Genomic DNA, 6,620 nt, shown 5'->3' with positions numbered 1-6,620 from the left:
GCGCAACGTGTGGATCTCCGCTTCGGTGTAGTGCCGGTAGCCGGCTTCCGATCGCGCCGCCCGGTCGATCAGGCCGGTGCTCTCGTAGTAGCGGATCATCTTGGCCGAGACGCCGGAGGCCCGTGCGGCCTCGCCGATGGTCATCATCGCCGCGCCTCCGCGGCCGGGCGCCAGCGGCGCAGCAACAGCGCGTTGCCGACGACGCTGACGCTGGAGAACGCCATCGCGGCGCCGGCGACCATCGGGCTGAGCAGGCCGGCGGCCGCGAGCGGAATGCCGACGACGTTGTAGGCCAGCGCCCAGAACAGGTTCTGCCGGATCTTGGCGTAGGTCCGCCGGGCGATGTCGACGGCGTCGGCGACCAGCACGGGATCGCCGCGCATCAGCGTGATGCCGGCGGCGTGCATCGCGACGTCGGTCCCGCTGCTCAGGGCGATGCCGACATCGGCGGCCGCGAGCGCCGGCGCGTCGTTGACGCCGTCGCCGACCATGGCGACCCGGCGCCCGCCGGCCTTCAGGCGCAGGATCGCCGCCGCCTTGTCCTCCGGCAGAAGCTCGGCCGTGACCGCGTCGAGGCCGAGCGCCTCGGCCGCCCGGGCGGCGCTGCCGCGATTGTCGCCGGTCAGCATCACGATGCGCAGGCCGCGCCGGCGGAGCGCGGCCACGGCCGCGGCCGCCGAGGGCTTCATCGCATCGCCGAACGCGATCAGGCCGAGGAGCCGCGGCGCCTGGTCCGGGTCGCGACCCGCCTCGGCGAGCCACGAGACCGTGCGGCCGTCCCGCGCCAACGCCTCGGCCCGCGCGGCGAGCGCCGTGAGGTCGACGCCGTCCTCGACCATCAGCCGGCGGCTGCCGAGGCGCAGCGTGCGGCCCTCCACCACGGCGGCGACGCCGCGGCCGGGCAACGCCCGCAGGTCGGACGCGGCCGGCGGCGACACGCCCTCGGCGGCGGCCAGCGCCGCGACGGCGCGGGCGAGGGGATGCTCGCTGCCGGCCTGCAGCGCCGCGGCGCGGCGCAGGAGGTCGGCCCGCGCGATGCCCGGCGCGGGCTCGAGCTCGGTCACCGTCGGGCGTCCCTCCGTCAGCGTGCCGGTCTTGTCGAAGGCGACCGTGTCGAGGGCATGGGCCACCTCCAGCGCCTCCGCGTCCTTGATCAGGATGCCGTGGCGCGCCGCGACGCCGGTGCCGGCCATGATCGCCGTGGGCGTCGCCAGGCCGAGCGCGCAGGGGCAGGCGATCACGAGGACCGCCACCGCGTCGATCAGCGCGGCCTCGACGCCGGCGCCGGCCACGAGCCACCAGCCGAGGAAGGTGAGAAGCGCCAGCCCGAGCACCACCGGCACGAACACCGCGCTCACCCGGTCGACCAGGCGCTGGATCGGGGCCTTGGCCGCCTGCGCGTCCTCGACCAGGCGGATGATCCGCGCCAGGGTCGCCTCCGCGCCGACCGCGACGGCCTCGACCACGAGCAGGCCGTCGCCGTTGATCGCGCCGCCGACGACCCGGTCGCCGACCGCCTTGGCGACCGGCACGCTCTCGCCGGTGATCAGCGCCTCGTCGACCTGGCTCGCGCCGGCGCGGACGGTGCCGTCGGCGGGCAGCCGCTCGCCGGGGCGGACCACGACCATGTCGCCGACCCGGAGCGCCGCGACGTCGATCTCGGCCTCGCTGCCGTCCGGCCGGCGCAGGCGCGCACGCTCGGGGCGCAACGCCGTCAGCGCGCGGATCGCCGACGCGGTGCGCCGCTTGGCGCGGCTTTCCAGGCGCTTGCCGAGCAGCACCAGGGTGATCACCACCGCCGAGGTCTCGAAATACAGGTGCGGCGCCGCGTGGCCGTGCGCCTCGGCCCGGACCAGCTCGACCAGGCTGAGGCCGTAGGCCGCCGAGGTGCCGAGCGCGACGAGCAGGTCCATGTTGCCGGCGCCGGCCCGCAGCGCGCGCCAGCCGGCCCGGTAGAATCGGGCGCCGAGCCAAAGCTGGATCGGGGTGGCGAGCGCCAGCTGCAGCCAGCCGGGCGGCATCCACGCGATCCCGAACGGCATCAGCAGCATCGGCGCGACCAGCGGCGCCGCGAGCAGGCCTGCGACGAGGAGGTGGAGCCCGTCGCGGCGCGCGGCGGCGTCCCGCTGGACGTCCGCGGCCTCGGCCCCGCCCGCGGGTGCCGCCGGGGCCGCCTCGTAGCCGGCCGCCTCGATCGCCGCGACGAGCGCGTCGGCGGTGACGGTGCCGGCCGCGACCGTCACCCGCGCCCGCTCGGTGGCGAGGTTGACCGCGGCCGCGGAGACGCCGGGCACGACCCGCAACGCCGCCTCCACCCGCCCGGCGCAGGACGCGCAGGTCATGCCCGTGACCGCGAGATCGACGGTCTCGGCCGCGACGTCGTAGCCGGCATCCGTCACCGCCTGCGCGAGGGCGGCGGTCGGCACCCCGGCCGCGACGGTGACGCTGGCCCGCTCGGTGGCGAGGTTCACGGAGGCGCTCGCGACGCCCGGCACCGCCCGCAACGCCGTCTCGATGCGGCCGGCGCAGGACGCGCAGGTCATGCCCGAGACGGGCAGGGCGACGGTGCGGGTGTCGGCCGGCGCGTGCGGCGCGGTCGCGGTCGGGGTGAGCGTGTCGGCGTCTGCGTTCAGCATGGAGCCGAGATGGGGCTTCCAACGGTCGGAAGGTCAAGGCCGGATGGTGAAGGCTTGAACGGCGCCGGATGCGGGGATCGGCTTTCAGCCGTCGGCGGTCAGGGGCGCGGCCGGCTCCGGTCGTCGCGGAGCCGCGGGCCCGCGCCGACGGCGGCAGCGAGCCAGGTTCGGCGCCGCGCGATCAGCCGCGGCAGCGGACGCTCGACCCGCACGCTCGCGGACCGGGTCGCGCCGGCCCCCGGAGCGGCACCCGATCGATCCGTCACCGGCCCTGCGATCCGAGGCGCTGTGGACCGTGCATGGCCACCAGCCTGGCGCCGGCCGGCGGGCCGGTCGACCGCCGCCGCTTCAGGCCGTGCGGGGGCCGTCCGTTTCAGAGGTCGGGGGCGCCGATGCGCGCGCTGGGCCCGGGGAGCGCCGGATCGGTGCCGCGCATGCCGGCACCATGCCGATGCCGAGCGGAGCATGCTGCCGGGCTGCTGCCGATCCTTCGAGGGATTGCGAGGTCAATATCCGATTCGTATTTCTCACAGAACGGATCGTCAAAACTGTAATTCCGTTCCAGGATCCGTGACTTATGAAATCAGACCTTGCTGTCGGGTCGGCGATTGATATGCTGTCGATCCTGAGAAGGCGAAGCTTCCGTTTCCCCTTTGCTTCGATTCTCACACTCAGCCCCGCCGGCTCGAGCCGCGCGGGGCTTTTCGTCGTGCCTCGCGGGCGACCGGTCGGCGGCGATCGCTCCGCATCGGCCGATGGACGCGGTTCGCGACGATCGCGGCCACCCGACATGACGATGCCGGCTCACGGGGAGCCGGCATCGTCGGTCGATCGGTCGTTGGCGATCAGTACTTGCGGACGAGCGGGGTCGGCGCGGCGACCGCGGCGGCGGCGGTGGTGTAGAGCGGCGCGATGAAGCGGACCCAGCCGCGGGTCTCGTCGGCGAACGGGCCGACGCCGCGGTCGGCGACGGTGCGGGTCACCATGAGCTGCGTCTTGAAGATGCCGAAGTCGTAGCCGATCAGGCCGCCGGCCGCGAACGTGCCCTGCTTCTGGTAGTTCGCGTAGATCGCCCGGTTCCGGTTCACCGGCAGGTCGGTGTAGCCGTAGGCCACGGCGCCGATCTCGAACTTGCCGAAGGTCTTGGTCGCGGTCAGGTCGATGTAGAGGCCGTCGGAATTCGGGATCGGGCCGAGGGCGGCGCCGACCTGGCCGCCGAAGCGCGGCGCGTCGTCCACCTGCAGGATGTGGGTGAGCGCGGCGGTCAGGTTCCAGCCTTCGCCGGTGTAGGAGATGCCGCCGGTGTTGCGGATCGAGGTGCCGGCGACCTGCGGCAGCACCGGGGTGGCACCGCCGGCGATGCAGGCGGCGCCGGGAGCGCCGTTGCAGAGCGAGCCGCGGTCGCCGACGCCGACATAGGCGCCGACGAGGTAGGCGGCGCTGATCTTGTTGCCGAGATCCCAGGCGAAGATGTTGCCGATGAAGGGGTTGTAGAAGTAGCTCTGGTCCTGGTTGGCGACGCCGGCCGGGTTGTTCGTGCCCACGAACACCGACGGGACCGCGATCACAGGCATGATGGTCGCGCCGAGCACCTTGTAGCCGGTCGACCAGACCAGGATCGGCACGTTGACGCCGACGTCCGGGCTGTTGCGCGCGTCGCCGCGGCCGGTGCTGAAGGTGTTGATCGCGTAGACGCCTTGCGGCAGCGGGCCGTAGGCGAGACCGACCTGCTCGCCGGGCTGCGTGACCGGACCGGCCAGAACGGTGGTGCTCATGCCGACGGTGAGGGCGACCGCACCTGCGGCAAGCCAGGTCTTCATCATGTTCTCGTTCCTACCCCAGGGATCTCGAATGTCGGGCACGTCGCCTCGAGACCATCGTGCCGAAGCTCGCTTGTCCGGTGCGAGTTCTGTTCGGCGATGGCCCAAGCGCCGTCTTGCGGTCCGACCTCTTCCGTCTCAACCTGGAGAATTATTCTACAGCGTCGCCCAAAAAAATAGCGGTTTCAGGCACCTTAGTGCCAAGATTGGGCGGCCGTTGCACAAAGGCTGCACTTTCCGGGGGCGGCGGCCGGAGCCTCATCAGCACCGCCCGGGCCTGAGCCCCCGATGTGATGCACATCGCCTCGATGCGCGGGCCCGCGACGGCTCGAATAGGATCGAGGACGGCCGATCGATCGGGGTTCGTCCGGGACGCCCGCACGAATAGGGCGGCAATAGGCGGACCTCGCGCGCCCAAGGGATCCGAACACGGGGGGACCCTGCTCGCGACCCGCGTCCGAGAGCGGGGCATCGATCCCCGGCGCAGGCGCCGGACCGCGCCTCGGGCGGGGGAGGGCGGCCGGTCTTCCCGGAAGGGCCCAATACGATCCGCGGCGCGCCGTTATCCGCCGCCGTGCAGCGTGCGGCCGAAGAGGGCGCGCATCGCGTGCCAGCCCTGCTCGGCGGCGTCGGGATCGTGGACGGGGAAATCCGGCATCATCCAGCCATGCGCGGCGGGATAGGTCCGCGCCGTGTAGCGCACGCCGGCCTGCGCCAGGGCGTGCTCCAGGCGCGCGGCCATCGCGGGCGGATAGCTGTCGTCGTTCTCGGCCGCGGCGATGTGGATCTCCGCCGTCAGCGCGGGCGCGAGCCGGTGGGGGCTCGTCGGCGCATCGGTGGCGAGGTTGCCGCCGTGGAAGCTCGCCGCGGCGGCGAATCGGTGGGGGTAGGTTCCCGCCGCGGCAAGCGCCATGCCGCCCCCCATGCAGAAGCCGACCGCACCGACCCTGCGTCCCGCGACGTCGTCGCGCGTGTCGAGATAGGCCAGGACGGCACCGGTATCCTCCGCGGCCTTGATCGGGTCGGTCGTCGCCATCAGCGGGCCGAGGATGGCGCGGAAGCCGGCCGCCAGGACGTCGCGCGGCACGAACGGCCCGTAGGGGCCGTAGCGGTAGAACAGATCCGGGACGAGGACGACGTAGCCGGCATCGGCGAGCCGCCGCGCCATGTCGAGCATCGCCGGGCGGATGCCGCCGGCGTCCATGTAGAGGATCACCGCCGGCCACGGCCCGCCACCGGCAGGCGTCACGACATGCGTCGGGCAGGCGCCGTCGCGTGTCCGGATCGTGGTCTGCTCGGTCGCCATCGAAGCCTCCTCGGCAGGACATCGGCGATGTCCGCGCCGGACCATCTACGGCCGCGGGCGGACCGGCCGCAAACCCGTCGACCCGGTCGAGCGAAAGGCGCGCGGCGCGGCGGCGCATCGGGTGGATCTGCAGTCCTGGCCGATGCGCGCGATCGGCCAGGGCTTCGCAGGGTTGAGGCTCGCTCCGCGGACCGGTCCCCGCTCACAGGGCCCCGAGCGTCACGGTGCTTGCGCCGAGCTCGGCCGAGGCGGGGACATCGGGCAGCCAGCGCACGGCGCCGGCGGTCGCGAACCCGCCCTGCTTGAGGACCTGGGCGGCATTCGTGGCGATGCCGCGGGTCCGGTAGGCGACGGTGAAGGCGGCCGGCGCCTGGAAGCGCTCGGCCGACGCCTCGGCAACGGATGCGGGCCGCCACCGCGTCAGGTTCGGCACGAGAAGGCCGCCCTGCGCGCGGACGTCGGCGGCGCCGAGCGCCACGCCCGGCACGTGATAGCCCGCACCGAGCACGGCGGGCACGGCGACGGCGTTTCCGGTGGCGGTCGCCTCGGAGGCGGGGGCCGCGGCGAGGGTCCCGATGGTCAGGGCCACGGCGGCGGCGAGGGTGATGGTGCGGTGGGTCATCCGTCGATCCTCAACTGCGACGGGGCTGCCCGTCGTTCGATGAGGCGAAGATGCGAACGGCCACTCTATCGATCAAACAGATGCGATCGATCCCAAGTATCGATGGCGTAGATATCTTATCCGTCTTGCGGACGCCGCTCCGCGCCCTCCTTCAGGCATACGGCGGTCGGTCGGCCGCAGCGGAGGCGGGCCACGCGTCCGGCGCGCGCGATCGAGCCTGAGAACCCGAGGCGAGA

The 6,620-nt window shown here is 73.4% G+C and carries 5 protein-coding genes (1 of these 5 only partly in view); all 5 read right to left on the bottom strand.

Features of this window, described 5'->3' with window-relative positions:
• On the bottom strand, positions 1–144 hold the beginning of the coding sequence (gene cueR, locus ACFZ8E_RS26130; protein WP_147844750.1) for a Cu(I)-responsive transcriptional regulator. 324 nt of this gene lie to the left of the window's left edge; only the first 144 of its 468 coding nucleotides appear in the window; its start codon is at positions 142–144; its stop codon lies beyond the left edge, outside the window.
• Positions 144–2,636, bottom strand: a complete 2,493-nt coding sequence (locus ACFZ8E_RS26125; RefSeq protein WP_405044267.1) for a heavy metal translocating P-type ATPase — start codon at positions 2,634–2,636, stop codon at positions 144–146. The genes cueR and ACFZ8E_RS26125 overlap by 1 nt, the downstream gene beginning before the upstream one ends.
• 845 nt (positions 2,637–3,481) lie before the next feature.
• On the bottom strand, positions 3,482–4,459 hold the full coding sequence (locus ACFZ8E_RS26120; RefSeq protein ID WP_147728801.1) for a transporter: 978 nt from the start codon (positions 4,457–4,459) through the stop codon (positions 3,482–3,484).
• Between the two features lie 559 nt (positions 4,460–5,018).
• Positions 5,019–5,762 carry a dienelactone hydrolase family protein gene (locus ACFZ8E_RS26115; protein ID WP_243945515.1) on the bottom strand — a complete coding sequence of 248 codons (744 nt, stop codon included), beginning with the start codon at positions 5,760–5,762 and terminating at the stop codon, positions 5,019–5,021.
• A gap of 202 nt (positions 5,763–5,964) precedes the next feature.
• Positions 5,965–6,384, bottom strand: a complete 420-nt coding sequence (locus ACFZ8E_RS26110; RefSeq protein WP_243945558.1) for a hypothetical protein — start codon at positions 6,382–6,384, stop codon at positions 5,965–5,967.
• Positions 6,385–6,620 lie beyond the last annotated feature (236 nt).

The sequence above is a fragment of the Methylobacterium sp. HMF5984 genome (assembly GCF_045033435.1).
Classification (GTDB): domain Bacteria; phylum Pseudomonadota; class Alphaproteobacteria; order Rhizobiales; family Beijerinckiaceae; genus Methylobacterium.
The sequence above is the reverse complement of the archived record's forward strand: the minus strand, read 5'-3'. Positions and strand labels throughout refer to the sequence as shown.

What these genes read in the sequence shown, in the direction of transcription:
- ACFZ8E_RS26110 (WP_243945558.1), bottom strand. Translation starts at nt 6,384, where the DNA reads ATGACCCACCGCACCATCACCCTCGCCGCCGCCGTGGCCCTGACCATC.
- ACFZ8E_RS26115 (WP_243945515.1), bottom strand. Translation starts at nt 5,762, where the DNA reads ATGGCGACCGAGCAGACCACGATCCGGACACGCGACGGCGCCTGCCCG.
- ACFZ8E_RS26120 (WP_147728801.1), bottom strand. Translation starts at nt 4,459, where the DNA reads ATGATGAAGACCTGGCTTGCCGCAGGTGCGGTCGCCCTCACCGTCGGC.
- ACFZ8E_RS26125 (WP_405044267.1), bottom strand. Translation starts at nt 2,636, where the DNA reads ATGCTGAACGCAGACGCCGACACGCTCACCCCGACCGCGACCGCGCCG.